The 13,366-nt window shown below is 63.4% G+C and carries 10 protein-coding genes; 4 read left to right on the forward strand and 6 right to left on the reverse strand.

Features of this window, described 5'->3' with window-relative positions; translation table 11 throughout:
• The first annotated feature begins 49 nt into the window (after positions 1-49).
• On the forward strand, positions 50-2,788 hold the full coding sequence (locus VGH98_10350; GenBank protein HEY2376362.1) for a DUF5916 domain-containing protein: 2,739 nt from the start codon (positions 50-52) through the stop codon (positions 2,786-2,788).
• Positions 2,789-2,790: 2 nt separating this feature from the next.
• Here the strand turns inward: VGH98_10350 and VGH98_10355 are convergent, their stop codons facing one another.
• Positions 2,791-3,264 (reverse strand): cupin domain-containing protein, encoded by a 474-nt coding sequence (locus tag VGH98_10355; protein ID HEY2376363.1) that lies wholly within the window; start codon positions 3,262-3,264, stop codon positions 2,791-2,793.
• Between the two features lie 82 nt (positions 3,265-3,346).
• Between VGH98_10355 and VGH98_10360 the strand changes: the two genes are divergently transcribed.
• Entirely contained in the window at positions 3,347-4,792 is a 1,446-nt protein-coding gene (locus VGH98_10360; protein HEY2376364.1) for a pyridoxal-dependent decarboxylase, read from the forward strand.
• Here VGH98_10360 and VGH98_10365 read toward each other — a convergent pair.
• The gene (locus tag VGH98_10365) at positions 4,789-5,445 is read right to left on the reverse strand and encodes a response regulator transcription factor (protein ID HEY2376365.1); all 657 of its coding nucleotides are present in this window, start codon (positions 5,443-5,445) and stop codon (positions 4,789-4,791) included. The two genes, VGH98_10360 and VGH98_10365, sit on opposite strands and share 4 nt — an antisense overlap.
• Positions 5,442-6,578, reverse strand: coding sequence for a histidine kinase (locus VGH98_10370; protein HEY2376366.1), 1,137 nt, complete (start codon positions 6,576-6,578; stop codon positions 5,442-5,444). Before VGH98_10370 ends, VGH98_10365 begins: the two co-directional genes overlap by 4 nt.
• A gap of 230 nt (positions 6,579-6,808) precedes the next feature.
• Between VGH98_10370 and VGH98_10375 the strand changes: the two genes are divergently transcribed.
• Both VGH98_10375 and VGH98_10380 read left to right on the forward strand, forming a co-directional pair.
• Positions 6,809-7,732 carry an alpha/beta hydrolase gene (locus VGH98_10375; GenBank protein ID HEY2376367.1) on the forward strand — a complete coding sequence of 308 codons (924 nt, stop codon included), beginning with the start codon at positions 6,809-6,811 and terminating at the stop codon, positions 7,730-7,732.
• A 183-nt stretch (positions 7,733-7,915) separates the two neighbouring features.
• Positions 7,916-8,515: a hypothetical protein gene (locus tag VGH98_10380; GenBank protein HEY2376368.1), complete on the forward strand. Its 600-nt coding sequence runs from the start codon at positions 7,916-7,918 to the stop codon at positions 8,513-8,515.
• Between the two features lie 57 nt (positions 8,516-8,572).
• Here the strand turns inward: VGH98_10380 and VGH98_10385 are convergent, their stop codons facing one another.
• The 3 genes from VGH98_10385 to VGH98_10395 form a co-directional block, all read right to left on the reverse strand.
• Complete coding sequence (locus VGH98_10385) at positions 8,573-9,175, reverse strand: YdeI/OmpD-associated family protein (GenBank protein HEY2376369.1); 603 nt, start codon at positions 9,173-9,175, stop codon at positions 8,573-8,575.
• Positions 9,176-9,292: 117 nt separating this feature from the next.
• Positions 9,293-10,522 (reverse strand): HAMP domain-containing sensor histidine kinase, encoded by a 1,230-nt coding sequence (locus VGH98_10390; protein HEY2376370.1) that lies wholly within the window; start codon positions 10,520-10,522, stop codon positions 9,293-9,295.
• Between the two features lie 273 nt (positions 10,523-10,795).
• The gene (locus VGH98_10395) at positions 10,796-13,234 is read right to left on the reverse strand and encodes an ABC transporter permease (protein ID HEY2376371.1); all 2,439 of its coding nucleotides are present in this window, start codon (positions 13,232-13,234) and stop codon (positions 10,796-10,798) included.
• Positions 13,235-13,366: the final 132 nt, after the last annotated feature.

Consider the following 13,366-nt stretch of genomic DNA (forward strand, 5'->3'; position numbering starts at 1 on the left):
GGTGTGCGACCGTCTCGACATATTTTGCGCTTCGCGCTGTCCAATGCTCATGCCTTACTCGCACACGCGCACGTTGCTCGCCTGGCTCTGCCTGGCGCCGCTCCCCGCGATCGCACAGACGGGCGCTGGTTCGGCGCGCCCATCCGGCGCGACGAACTACGGCCACACGATTGCCGTTCCCTCCGCCGTCGCCGTGAGGCGCGAGGGTCGCGTTACTCTCGACGGGACGCTCGACGAGCCCGCATGGCGAGCGGCCACGCCCATCACCGAGTTCACGCAGCTGGACCCTGACGAGGGACGGCCGGCGTCACAGCGAACCGAGGTGCGTTTTCTCTTCGACGACGATGCGCTCTACGTCGGGGCGAAAATGTACGACACCATGGGTCCGGCCGGTATTATCACGCGGCTCGTGCGACGCGACGCCAGCTTCGATTCGGATTATTTCCAGCTCGTCATCGACGCGTATCACGATCACCTGAGCCGCGCCTTCTTCGAGGTAGATCCGTCGGGCTCCCAGGCGGATCGCATTGGCATCGGCAATTCGTGCTGCGATAACTCGTGGGACCCAATCTGGGAAGCGGCCACCCGTATCGATCCCGATGGTTGGACCGCCGAGATTCGCATACCCTATAGCCAGCTCCGTTTCTCACGCGCCGTCGCCCAGACGTGGGGCTTGGAAGTTCGCCGCTTCATCAAGCGCCGCGAGGAAGAGGACGACTGGTCGTTCTGGCACAAGAACGAGGCGGGTGGTCCGCCGCGCTTTGGCCATCTCGAGGGATTGCGGATACAAAGTTCCTCATCGCACCTCGAGCTCCTGCCGTACGCGAGCGCCAAGTCGTCATCGCTCGCCGCTAATGCCGGGACGCCGTTCGACACCCATGGCCGTCCAACGATGCGGGGCGGTCTCGATCTCCGCGACAATGTGACGTCGAACCTCACGCTGAACGCGACGATCAATCCCGACTTCGGCCAGGTCGAGGTCGATCCCGCCGTGCTCAATCTCTCGGCGTTCGAGACGTTCTTTCCGGAGAAGCGCCCGTTCTTCGTCGAGAACTCGCAGGTGTTCGACTTCGGTCTCTTCAATTGCAACTTCTGCAGCAACGTAGAGGGTATGCAGGGCTTCTACTCGCGACGCGTGGGGAGAGCGCCGTCGGGAGCAGACCTGGCCACGGACAACTATCGGTACGCCGACATTCCCGACGCGACGACGATCCTCGGCGCGGGCAAGCTGACCGGAAGGACGTCGAGCGGGTACACCGTCGGCCTGCTCGAGGCGCTTACCGGGCAAGCGGATGCCCGTGTCGCGCTGCCTAACGGCAATCTCGGTTCTCAGGAAGTCGAGCCGCTCGCGAACTATTTCGTCGGCCGGTTGAAGCGCGACCTCCTCCACGGCAATCTTGTCGTCGGCGGCATGCTTTCGGGTGTCACGCGGAACATCGACACGACCTTTGCCCCACGTCTCGCCCGCAATGCGGAGATGTACGGCAACGACGTCGTCTATCGCTGGGCAGACAATAAGTACTCGCTCATGGCAAATGCCGCGGTCACGAACGTGTCCGGCGACCGGCGCGAGATTGAGCTCCGCCAGCAGTCGAGCGCGCGCTACTTTCAACGCCCGGATCGCGGCCCTGGGTGGGGCGGATTCTTCTCCAGCCGCTACGATACGATGGCGACGAGCCTGCGCGGCGTCGGCGCGTACGCCCGCATCGCGAAGGAGACAGGCGATTGGACGTGGGAGACGGCAGTCAATACCCGCACACCCGGTTTCGAGACCAACGATTACTCCTTCCAGCGATCGGCTGACTACATCTGGGGCGTTGCGAATCTCACTCGCTTCTGGTCGAAGCAGACCAGGTGGTATCAGACGATGGTCGGCATTCTCGGCACGCAGACACAGGAGAATTACGAAGGCGACCGCACGGGGCAGCAATTTCACCAGTTCTTGAGCATCACGACGCGGCAATTCTGGAACGTCAGCGAATTCCTGATCGTTAGGCCGAGTGTCATGGATGACCGACAACTCCGCGGCGGGCCAGTGGTCCGACAGCCGAGCAGTACGTATGGCGTCATCGACATCTCGACCGACTCGCGACACATGGTCACAGGCACTCTGGATCTCGAGCGCTACGCCGATCAGCAGGGCGGCCACGCGGCGACGCTCGCACTCACCGCCGGCATCCGACCGGCGCCGAACGTGAGCTTCTCGTTCGGCCCATCGTGGAATCCGCAGCGCCTCCCCGCGCAATACGTCACCGCCGTTGCCGACCCGACCGCGGTCAGCTTCTATGGAACCCGGTATGTCGTGTCGTCAATCAGCCAGCAGAGCTTGAGCTTCGATACGCGTCTGAGCTGGACGTTCACGCCGCGCATGACGCTCGAGCTGTACATGCAACCATTCTTCGCCGCCGGGCACTACTACGATTTCAAGGAATACTCCGCACCGCGGACCGCGACGTTGCGTGTCTATGGACGCGACGTCGGTACCATCGCACAGAGCATGGGAACGGACGGAGTGGTGTCGCAATACACCATCGATCCGGATGGTGCGGGCCCCGCGCCGCCGTTCACCATCGACAATCCGGATGTCAACGATCGGTCGCTCCGGGGCAACGCCGTGTTCCGTTGGGAGTATCGTCCCGGCTCCGTGTTGTACGTTGCGTGGACACATTCACGCGCCGCCGGTGCGTCGCTTGGCGACCTCCAGCTTCACCGGGATACCGACGCGATTCTCGCATCGCGCCCTGATAATATTTTCCTCATCAAGGCGAGCTGGTGGCTCCCGATCTGAGCCTAACGCGGTTCCGGATGAATCGGGTCCACCCAATGCACCATCTCCGGCGATTCCACCGCCGGGATGTCCAGGTTGACGACAACGGCCGTTTGATCGCTGCGCACGAGTACGCACTCGAGCGGCTCGTCAGCGGCCGCATTGATCTCCTGATGCGGCACGTAGGGAGGCACGTAAATGAAGTCACCCGGCCCCGCCTCGGCGACGTACTCGAGTCGATCGCCCCAGCGCATGCGCGCCCGCCCGCGTACGACGTAGATCACGCTCTCGAGTGCGCCGTGGTGATGCGCTCCAGTCTTCGCGTTAGGTTTGATCGTGACGGTGCCGGCCCAGATCTTCGACGCCCCGGTTCGCGCGTGGGTGATGGCTGCCGCGCGCGTCATACCAGGCGTTTGCGGCGTGTTCGGATCCAGCTCGTCGCCATGCACGATGCGCACGCCATGCATGCGCCAATCCGGACTCGATTCAGTGGCCATGGCCTGTATGTTACCGTAGACGTCCCTTACCGCAAAGCATCGGGTTCAGGGTGCATTTTGCGCTCTTTTTGATTCGTTAAACATGGCCGATACCGATCTCTATGCCGCGGCGCTCGACAGCGCCGTGACGCACGCGAAGGCGTACCTGAAAAGCCTCGACACTGCGCCCGTGTCGGCAATGGCATCGCTCCAGGAACTGCGTGCGCGATTTGCCAAACCACTCACCGACGCTGGCGTGCCTGCCGTGCGCGTGATTGACGATCTGGCGAAGGACGTCGAGGGTGGGCTGATCGGCAGTACCGGCGGGCGATTCTTCGCGTGGGTTATGGGTGGTTCTGTCCCAGCCGCGCTCGCGGCAGACTGGCTCACGTCCACCTGGGATCAGAACGCCGGCATCTATGCGTGCAGCCCCGCCGCGGGGGTCGTCGAGGAGGTGGCGGGAAGTTATCTTAAGGAGCTGCTCGGCCTCCCCGCTCGGGCGAGCTTCGCGTTCGTCACCGGCACGCAGATGGCGCATGTGATCTGTCTGGCCGCAGCGCGCCACGGTCTGCTCGCGCGTCGCGGATGGAGCGTCGAAGAGCGGGGCCTAACGGGTGCGCCGCGTCTTCGCGTCATCGTTGGCGCCGAGCGGCACGGCACCGTCGATCGAGCAGTGCGATTGCTCGGTATCGGCAGCGACAACATTCAGGCACTACCGCTCGACGATCGCAATGGCACGGACGCCGGCGCGCTTCGAGCAGCTCTCGACGAGGCCCGCGAACAACCGACGATCGTCGTGCTCCAGGCCGGCGAGCTCAATACGGGCTCCTTCGATCGGTTCAGCGACTTGATACCGGTCGCTCGCGCGCGAGGTGCGTGGGTCCATATCGATGGTGCGTTCGGTCTCTGGGCTGCGGCGAGCCCGAAGCATCGACATTTGATGAAGGACGCCGCGCTCGCCGATTCCTGGTCTACCGATGGCCACAAATGGCTGAACGTCCCCTATGACAGCGGCTATGCGTTCGTGGCGGATGCGGAGGCGCACCACGCGTCGATGACCCATCGCTCCAGTTATATGATGCACGAGGGCGACGCACGCGACGAAGTCGACTGGAATCCCGAGTGGTCGCGACGCGCGCGCGGACTCGCCACGTACGCGGCGATCCGCCAGCTCGGGTGCGAGGGGATTGCCGACCTGATCGACCTCTCTTGTCAGCACGCCACCGCTCTCGTACGGCGCATCGGCGCGCTCCGTGGCGCCGAGGCCCTGTGGGAGCCGCTGATCAATCAGGGTCTAGTACGATTCCTGGACGAGCGGCCAGGGGCTAGCGAAGCGGATCATGATGCGCGGACGGATCGCGTCGTCGAGGAGATCCTCGCCGTCGGCGACGCATTTTTCGGCGGGGTGACGTGGCGTGGCAAACGCTGCATGCGCGTCTCCGTCTCGAGCTGGCAGACGACCGGGCAGGACGTCGACCGTGCCGTCGATGCGGTAGCGCGCGCTATCGAAGTCGCCGCACCGCACCACACAGTGCTCGGCGCGCTCTAACTTGTTAGGCGCGGATCCGGATACTCGATGAGGCCGTGTTCGGCGCAATATCGAACGAGGTCAGCGTTCGTCGCGAAGCGCAACTTCTCCATGAGACGTGTGCGGTAGGTGCTCACGGTCTTTGGGGACAATCCCAACGCTTCCGCGACCTCTTTGACGGTCCGACCGGTTCCGAGCCCCCGCAGCACATCGAACTCCCGATCGGAGAGCTGCTCGTGCGGCGCACCGACGAAGTCCTGCCCGAGCTGTGCCGCGAGACGCTCAGCCAGCGTTGGGCTCACATACCGGCCGCCGCGATGCACCCGACGGATGGCGTCGAGCAATTGCTCGGGAGAGTGGTCCTTCGTTAGGTAGCCCGAGGCACCCCCACGCAACGCGCGCACGGCCCACTGATCCTCGGGGTGCGCGCTGAGGACGAGCACGCGCACGCTCGGATGTTCCTCGCGCAGGCGCCGCAACGTCTCGGTGAACGGCGCGCCCGGCATCGAGACGTCGAGGAGTACGACGTCGGCGACATACAGTCGCAAGGCAAGAAGCGCCGCGTCGCCACTTGGCGCCTCGGCCGTGACCATGATGCCGCGATCGTCTTCCGCGATGCGACGTAACCCCGCGCGCACAATCGGATGATCGTCGACGATCAGAATGCGAATCATGGCGCGATCGCGTCGGCGCTCGGCGATCCTTCCGGGAGCGGCAGTCGCAGCGCGACTATCGTCCCCGACGTCGCTTCACTGGATACATTGACCGATCCGCCTAACGCGATGGCGCGTTCGCGCAGGCCGAGCAGCCCGAGCGAATGCGAGCCGCGCATCTCGTCCGGGGTGATACCACGTCCATCATCGGTCACGTCGAGGGATAACACGCTCCCTTCGATGTGGAGCCTCACGCAGACGCGAGACGCCCTGGCGTGCTTCGCGACGTTGGTGAGTGCTTCCTGAAGCATGCGGAACACCGCCGAGGAGATCGCGCCCGAAGGCGAAGGGCTCACGCACTGGATATCGAGGTCCAACGCCAGCCCCGTTCGCGACGCGAAGTCTTGCGCCTGCCACTCGATCGCGTCGGCAAGGCCGAGCTGATCGAGCACGCTCGGACGGAGTTCTGTGATGATTCGGCGAACGGCAATCATGACATCATCCAGGCGACCGAGAATACTCGCGCACCGATCCACCACCTCCGATTGCGAGTGTCGATTGAGGCGTCGCTCCATCCATGCGAGATCGAGCTTGAGTCCCGTGAGCGCCTGTCCAAGCTCGTCGTGAAGCTCTCGGGCGATGCGCGTCCGCTCGCTCTCGCGCACCGACTCGAGCCGCGCTGCCAGAGCCCGGAGCTCCTCCCGCGACTGTGCAACCTCTGCTGCCGCGAGGTGGCGATCGGTGATGTCGCGCTGAATGCCGATATGTCCGGTGATTCGAGCTTGCTCATCGTAGACACAGAGATAATGACCTTCGATCCGCACCGGCGTGCCGTCCATGCGCCGCTCGTCCGTTTCGGTGTGCAGATGCCCCGCGTCGAACATCGCACGCCAGCCGGCCTTACCGGCTTCGATGTCGTGCGCGAAGAACTCCGCGGGTGTTTTTCCGATGAGCTCGGGGAGAGCAACTCGATATTGCCGTGCATACGCTTCGTTGGCGATGGTCATGCGCTGATGTCGAAACACGTGCTCCAGCAGCGCATCCTTGTCGGCTGTGTCGTTCCACTCGATAGGCTCATCCAGCATCATGATGAAGAAGCCATCGATCGATTGCGCGAAGAAGAGCTCGCGCAGATTGTCGGGAGAAAGAGACACAGGGGACTCGCCGCGGAGTATGCCGTGTTAGGCGCTTCGGGAAGAAGAGGCGCACGGCGTGGCGCGCTGTAGGACAAGTGACTACGCGTGCCGCTCGCGCGCCAGAGGGTGTCAGCGTCCGTCCTACACGTGTGTTCCGCTCTCTCGGACGCTCGCCTCCTTGCGTTGCCGATTCGTGCTCCTCGGTGTGCGAGCTAAGCTCCCACGCACACCCAAACGCGGCGACACCAATGGCGATGGTTCCTCTCAAGATCGAGCGCGACGACGAGCGTCCGGAGACGCTGATCGTCGATGGGCGACTCATCGCATATCGAGACGTCGGCAGTGGCCCTACGATCATTCTTGCCCATTGCTCCGGCGCTTCGCATGACGTCTGGTCGCCGTTCGTCGACACATTTCGCAGCCGCTTTCGTATACTCGTGCCGGACTTGCTCGGTTACGGGCATTCGGATCCCTGGCCTATCAACGCCCGGTTACACCCGTGGTCCGACCTGAGCGCCCTGGTGGCACTCGCGGAACGCAGCAGTGAGCCGGTCCATCTTGTTGGACACTCGTACGGCGGCACCCTCGTCCTCGAGGCCGCGCGGGTTCTGGGTCCGCGTGTGAAAAGCCTAACGCTCATCGAGCCCGTCGCGTTCCACCTGTTGCGACTCACGGGCCGGATGAAGGAGTGGCAAGAGCTCACCGACGTCGGACGCGAGATGGTGGAAGCGCTGCGGCTGCGGCGTGAGCGCGGCGCTGCCGGCGTGTACATGAAGTACTGGGTGGGACGACTCCGTTGGTGGTCGATGAGTCCCAAAGCCCGGCGCCGCGTTCTCCTGACGGTCGGTAAAGTGGCCGCCGAGTTCGAAGCCGTGTCCGGTTTGTCGACAACCGAAGGCGATTATCGAAGTATCCATGCGCCGACGCGACTCATCGCCGGCGAGCGCACCCGCAAGCCCGCCCGCGCCATCGTCGACGAGCTGCTCAACATTTTGCCGAGCTCCGATCTCCAGCTGGTGCCGCGCGCTGGACATATGAGTCCTCTCACACATCCGGAAGCCGTCTCGAGTCTCATCGCGCAGCATATCGAGCACGTCGAAGCCCGAGCGGGCCGAATGAAGCCGACGACGTGGCAAGCCGAATCTCGTCCCAAGCGCCGGTCGATCGCGTGATTCCGCCGTCATTCGACGCTCATTCCGTTACACGACCGACACGCGACCCATCACGAAAACAGACTTGAGCGTCCAATCATAGCCGGCCGAGCAGGACACGTCCTCTCGGGAGGCCCCTAGCCCCTCTCTTGACAGCCAGCGGTCCGTATTGCACATAGGCGGACGCGTCGAACGGAGAGGAGCGTGACCCACGTAGTCGGATTGGGCTTCGGTGCGGTGTCAAACCACCCGATCAGCCTTTCGGAGCGTCTCAACTCAAACTGGCACCGTCCAGCGCTGCAACTCTTCATGGGCATCGTGCTGTTTCATTGGGTCGAGCACATTGTCCAGGCCTATCAGGTGTATGCGCTGCATTGGCCAAGAGCCATGGCGATGGGCTTGTTAGGCATGTACTACCCGTGGCTCATGCGAACGGAGACGCTCCACTACGGCTTTGCCATCGTAATGCTTGCCGGACTCTGGGTGCTGCGCCGCGGCTTCACGGGCCGCTCGCGGACGTGGTGGATGGTGGCCTTCGGGATCCAGTTCTGGCACCACTTCGAACACGCGCTGCTCTTCTACCAGGCGCTGACGCATCATTACCTCTTCGGCGGGACCGTTCCGACGAGCATCGGACAGATCTGGATTCCGCGCATCGAGCTGCATCTGTTCTACAATGCCATCGTCTTCACGCCGATGGTCGTCGCGATGTATTACCACATGTATCCGCCCGCGACTGAAATGCCGAGCATCAGGTGCGCGTGCGCGAGACATCGGCATCACCCAATCCAGGCAGCCGCCTGACGCTTGGGCTCTAGTCCCCCACCCTAGGCCCTTTTGCGAGATGTCGTTAGGCAATGGCTATTCCGCAGCCCGAGTGAGACGCAATTCGCGAATCCTGAGCCCTGCTGCCGAATCGGAGACGAGGGTCGCAAGCCGTTTCGCTCGTGTCTCCGAACGCTTCGCGGAGATCACCCACCAGGTAGCGAGCTGTTGATATCCCGGCGGTTGCGACTGGAAAAACGCCCACGCTTTCTTGCTCGCGCGAAACTGCTTCTCCTCACTCGGCGCGAGGCGCGCGCGCTTTCGCTGCTCGAACGAATAGATGCCCGACTTCTTCGAGTCGCGCGCCTCGAAGGCACGCATCCCGGCTGGGTGCATACGGCCACTCGCGACGAGTGCCTTCGCTTTGCGGATGTTGACGTTGCTCCAGATGCTCCTGGGCTTTCGCGGCGTGAATCGGATGACATACGCCTCACGACCGACGGATTTGCGTACGCCGTCGATCCAGCCGAAGCAGAGCGCCTCGTCGACTGACTCCGGCCAGGTGAGAGTCGGCCGTCCTGTGTGTTTCTTGTGGAACCCCACCCAGAGCTCGTGCGCGGCTTCGTGATGTTGCATCAGCCACGTCCGGAAATCATCCGGGCTCGCGAAGAATATTGCGCTCAGTTCGAGCTCAGTCATGGATGAACGAGCTCCAGCTGCTGCAGTTGTCGTAACGCCCCTTCTCCGGAGGCGACTGCCATCCCCATCCACGCGCGATGAGCCTCGCGCTGAGAATACGTCGAAAACCCGCCTGCGTCACCACAACGATGGTTGGAGCGACCGCGCCCCGTCGCCGCTCTGCTCCCTACGATACGGCAGCGAGAAGGCGAACACCGATCCCGAGGACGGGAACTCGGCCCACGCTCTTCCTCCGAGCGATGCCACAGTCTCGGACACGATGCTCAGTCCCAGCCCCGTCCCTTCGGCGTGCGTCGCGGCGGCGTCGTGAGCACGGTAGAAGCGCTGAAACAGACTGCTCCGCTTTTCCAGCGGAACGCCCAAGCCGTTGTCGCGTACTCGCACGATGACCTCTCGTCCCCCGCTCGGCGACGACTCGATGCTGCCGCTGATCACCGCATAGCGACGCGCTTTGCCCGGATCGGCGTACTTGATCGCGTTCGACAGATAATTCGTGACGCATAACTCGACCGCTGCCGCGTTGACCTCGACGTCCGGCAACTCGTCGAACCGAATCTCCACGTTCGCGACACGCGAGTTCTCGCGCAGTTGCCGCGCAGCCTCACGCGCCGCCACCGCGAGCCGGAGGTGATGGTGTGTCCGCGCATCGTTGTCCGTTCGGGACAACGCGACGAGATTCTCGACGGTGTGCTGCATCAGGCGCGCGTTGCGGACGATGATCTCCATGATCTTCTCGCGCTGTACCGTTTCGTCGGCCGCTATCATGAGCAACGTCTCACCGGCGCTCACGACGACACCGATCTGATTCTTGATCTCGTGTGACACCGCACGATTGAACGCGCGGAGCTGCTCTTCGCGCTCGCGCTTCTTCTCGTCGGCGAGACGGAGGAAGTGAACCGTTGTCGCCTGCTGGATCAGCGAGATGGCCCTGAACAGCCGTTGCCCGCAGGCCAGCAACTCGGCCTGCTCCCCGTCACCGGCGATGACGTGGGCCATTCTGGCGAGGTAGGAGAAGAGGATACCGCCGAGCAGCTCGTATTCCTTGAGTATCTCATATACGTCGAAGCCCTGCGCGTGGCGGAACGCCCCGATCTCCATTGCCCGAGTGAGAAGGAGCGTGTCGGCGCCAATCTCGTTGACCGGGTTCTCGATGAAGTCGGCGACGCCTTCGATCAATAGCGGTACGTCATCGAGTCCGTCGCCAAACGGAAAGACCATCGCTGGCTCGATGTCGACGCGTTCCGCGACTCGTTGCAGCCACCGTCTCGCCAATTGCTCGCTCGCGCCGCGCAACGCGTCCGCGATAGCTCCAGCGAGCGTACAGTCCGTCCTCGTGTCTGCTGACATGATCCGCCTCGCTGCATGCGGACCCCTTATACAGGCATTATGCGAGCCTGCGCGCGGCGCTCTCTTCTGCTGGCATCGCCGTTCGTCACCTGATTTTGGCAAACACAGCGCGGCAAATGCCTAGCAAACACTAATTTCCAAGATAACGGCTCAACACGCTGACGCTGCTCGACAATTTTGCGTCTATGATCGCCGGGGCTCGCGCATCGGCCGTTGGTTGTGTGGCATGTCACTCGACCGAGCGACCGCTCTCGGCCGCGAGCCTAACGCCTGTCAACTCTCCCGCAGCGCGACGATTGGATCGATTCGCGACGCACGGCGTGCCGGCACATACCCGCTCACCACCGCGACGATCGAGAGGAGTACGATCATCCCACCATACGTCACGGGATCTGCCGCGGTCACGCCGAACAGGAATCCGCTGAGCGTGCGCCCCGCGATCCATGCACATACGGTCCCGATGACGATCCCGGCGAGTGCGAGCTCCAGCGTCTCGCGAACGATCCTCGCTTGAACCTGGCGCGACGAAGCCCCGAGGGCGATCCGTACTCCAATCTCCTGTGTTCGATGTGTGACCGTGTACGAGATGACACCGTAGATCCCCAACAGCGCCAAGCACAATGCAAAGACCGAGAATCCGCCCAGCAAGGCGGTGAAGAAGCGTCGTGGCGAAACCGCTTTGTCCACAGCGCCCTGCAACGTCTGCACTTCGTTCGTCGCCAGATTGGGCACGACCGTTGTCAGCGTACGACGTAAAGTATGCGCGAGCGATCCGGGCTCGAGCTTCGTGCGGACGATCAGCGTCAGCGTCGAGTAGTCGAAGACCTGTCGGATCGGAAGATAGATCTCATCCCCCGCGCCCTCCTCGAGTGTCAGATGACGAACGTCGCCGACGATGCCGACGACGCGCCGGTCGGCGCCACCGACCTTGAGCAGCCTGCCTAACGCGCCCTTGCCGGGCCAGAGCTCCTTCGCGGCAGTCTGATTGATGACGACGATCTTCTCGCTGGACTCGATGTCCGTGGGCGCCAGATCTCGTCCCGCGATCACGCGCATGCCCATTGTCGGGACGAAGCCATCTGTCGCGATGCGAATGAAACCCGCCTGCCACTTGCCTTTCACATATTCCTCTCCGCCAACTGACACGCCCCAGCTGCGATTACTGCCGAGCGGGAGGCCGTCCGCGATGGTCGCCGAGGTGACGCCCGGAATCTCTCTCGCCAGCCGCAGCACTTCGTCAACGTACGCGACAAACTCTTGCGACGACTTGAAAGCGCGCTGTCGGTCTGGATCGACGCGCACCGCGACAACTCGCTCCGGACGAAAGCCGAGATCGACGTCGAGGACCTTGAGAAAACTCCGGATCAACAAGCCGGATCCCACCAGCAGCACGCAGGCAAGTGCGATCTCGGAGACGACGAGCGAACGCTGCACACGTTGACCGTGCTTGCCGTGGGTCGACGACCGTCCGGAGGCCTTCAGCGCGTCGTGAACGCCGTGCTCGGACAGCTGGAGCGCGGGTGCCATTCCAAAGGCGAGACCGGCCACCACGGCCAGCAGCGCACTGAATGCCAGCGCGCCACCGTTGATGGCGACGTTGCCGAGAAGCGGCAGGCTGACCGCGTCCATCCTGGCGATCGCTCGCGTGCCCATCACCGCGAGCACCACACCGACGATCGCCCCACACCACGAGAGCAGCACGCTTTCCGTCAGCATCTGGCCGACCAGCCGGCGGCGCCCGGCGCCTAACGCGGCGCGAATCGCCATCTCCTTCTGGCGGGTCGTGGCCCGCGCGAGCAGCAGATTCGAGAGATTCGCGCACACGATGAGCATGACGACGCCCACGCCGAAGGCGAGTACGAGAAGGCCGGCCCGCGCGCGACCGCTGACATGCTGGCGCAACGACACGGCCGTCGCATCGAAGTTGTTCGCGTTCGGGTTCTCGCTTGTGATTCGGGGCGACAGCACTCGCAGCTCGGCGGCGGCACTCGAGATCGTCGCTCCGGGCCGCAGGCGCCCAACCATCGCGAGCGTATTTCCCCAGCGATTCGTCTCGGGCGCAAGCGGGAACGGCGTGAACACGTCGATCCGTGCGCCGGGCGCGAAGATCGATCCAAAGTCGAAGGATGCCGGCAGCACACCAACGACCGTGGTCGGCGCGCCATCGAGCATGATCGGCCGTCCCACGATGCCGGGATCCGAAGCGAATCGGTGTTCCCAGAGCCCGTGGCTGATCAGGGCCACTTTCGGACCGTTCCAGATGCTTTCTTCCGGGGTAAACCCTCGGCCAATCCGCGGCCGCACGCCGAGCATCGGGAAGAAATTCTGTGTGACGGGCACCGCGCTGAGTCGGATCGCATCCGTCGGACTGCTGAGCGTCATGTCCCCCACGCCATAGAATGCGAAATACGCGGCGACTTCGGAGAACGAGCGATTCTCCTTCACGAACGAGAGATACGGATTGACCTGCGCCGTTTGCGTCGACAGCCCCGGCGCGGTCCCGTTCTGAATCCAGACCAACTGTTCGGGGCGGTCGAAGGGCAGCGGTCGGAGTAACAGCGCGCTCGCCACGCTGAACACGGTCGCGCTCGCACCGATGCCAAGAGCGATGATGACGACCGCAAACGCCGTGAACGCCGCGTCGCGCAGTAGGGTGCGCGAGGCGTAGCGAAGATCCTGTCGCATGTCGTCGATCATCCGTCGCGCGTGCATCCATTGCTCCTGATGGCCTATCCCTGTGACGTCCAGCGAGGCCGAATGGTTGGAAAGCGCCACCAGACTACACGAATTGCGATCTACGGAAAAACCAGTTGACAGCGAGCGCCGGCGACCGTATTCTACTGG

It is taken from the genome of Gemmatimonadaceae bacterium, from assembly GCA_036496605.1.
Lineage (GTDB): Bacteria > Gemmatimonadota > Gemmatimonadetes > Gemmatimonadales > Gemmatimonadaceae > AG2.

Bases quoted from the DNA above. Each gene is read 5' to 3' on its own strand.
- VGH98_10375 (HEY2376367.1), top strand. From the start codon at position 6,809: ATGGCGATGGTTCCTCTCAAGATCGAGCGCGACGACGAGCGTCCGGAG.
- VGH98_10355 (HEY2376363.1), bottom strand. From the start codon at position 3,264: ATGGCCACTGAATCGAGTCCGGATTGGCGCATGCATGGCGTGCGCATC.
- VGH98_10360 (HEY2376364.1), top strand. From the start codon at position 3,347: ATGGCCGATACCGATCTCTATGCCGCGGCGCTCGACAGCGCCGTGACG.
- VGH98_10350 (HEY2376362.1), top strand. From the start codon at position 50: ATGCCTTACTCGCACACGCGCACGTTGCTCGCCTGGCTCTGCCTGGCG.
- VGH98_10365 (HEY2376365.1), bottom strand. From the start codon at position 5,445: ATGATTCGCATTCTGATCGTCGACGATCATCCGATTGTGCGCGCGGGG.
- VGH98_10390 (HEY2376370.1), bottom strand. From the start codon at position 10,522: ATGTCAGCAGACACGAGGACGGACTGTACGCTCGCTGGAGCTATCGCG.
- VGH98_10395 (HEY2376371.1), bottom strand. From the start codon at position 13,234: ATGCACGCGCGACGGATGATCGACGACATGCGACAGGATCTTCGCTAC.
- VGH98_10385 (HEY2376369.1), bottom strand. From the start codon at position 9,175: ATGACTGAGCTCGAACTGAGCGCAATATTCTTCGCGAGCCCGGATGAT.